This window comes from Mesorhizobium sp. M7A.F.Ca.AU.001.01.1.1, assembly GCF_004022735.1.
GTDB classification, from domain to species: Bacteria; Pseudomonadota; Alphaproteobacteria; order Rhizobiales; family Rhizobiaceae; genus Mesorhizobium; species Mesorhizobium ciceri.
In genome coordinates this window covers 1-822 of record NZ_RZPF01001252.1, presented here as the reverse complement: position 1 = coordinate 822, position 822 = coordinate 1, and the positions used below count along the sequence as shown (strand labels likewise).

Here is an 822-nt window from a genome sequence, read left to right as displayed (position 1 = left end):
CATTGACGCCGCCATCGGCGTTCAGCCTGTCGACGTAGAGCTTGAAGCCATTGTGCCAGGTGCTGCCGAAATAGGCCTGCGCGCCCGAGAGCGGCGCGGACATTCCGACGGTAATCTGCTCGGCCATGGCCGGCGCTGCAAAAAGCGAGGCGCCGAGAAGAAGTGTGGCGATAGATTTTTTCATCATGGTTCCCCTTAGCTGCTGACTACGACAGGGGAGGCCGTTGCGGTCTTCTTCCCCGTGTAAGCCCATCGAAGCAGACAAAGGGATCGTCGTCAAGAAAGTGTCGACACTATTGCGTTCAATTTTGTGCTCAGATATCGATTATGCGTCGCGAGCCCTTCGGCGACGCTTCAGCTCGGCGCCATTGTCGGGCGCGAAAACCTTGAGCAAGGCGTCCTTGAGCGCTTGCTGCGTGGCGGAGACGGTCATTTCGATATGTTCGCGCAACAGTTTCGCGCCGTTCTCGGCATCGCGCTTGACGGCAGCCTCGACGATGGCCGAATGGGAGGTGATCTGCGCCTTGTCATGCGAAGGATGTTCGATCTGGATGCGGCGGATGAAGCGGATGCGTGCATTGATGGAGCTGAGCTGGCCGACAAGTTCCGGATTTCCGGAGAGTTCGGCGATGAGCAGATGGAAGCCTTCGTCCTCGGCCAGGATGACATCCGGCGGCTGGTCCGGGTAGGCGTCGACGATCGCTTCCCAGTAGCTCCGCAGCCGGTCGATTTCGCTGTCGTCGGCGCGCTCGCACATCAGCTTGAAAGCAGCGCACTCGATGATCGAGCGGAACTCGTAGAGATCGAGCAGGCCCTCGGTGC

Annotated in this window: 2 protein-coding genes; both read right to left on the bottom strand. The window is 59.7% G+C overall.

The features are described 5' to 3' along the window. On the bottom strand, positions 1-187 hold a 187-nt coding region (locus EN884_RS37455), incomplete at its 3' end, for an ABC transporter substrate-binding protein (protein ID WP_164895491.1). A gap of 138 nt (positions 188-325) precedes the next feature. Next, a partial coding sequence (locus EN884_RS37450; RefSeq protein ID WP_128361204.1) for an FCD domain-containing protein occupies positions 326-822 on the bottom strand: 497 nt, incomplete at its 5' end.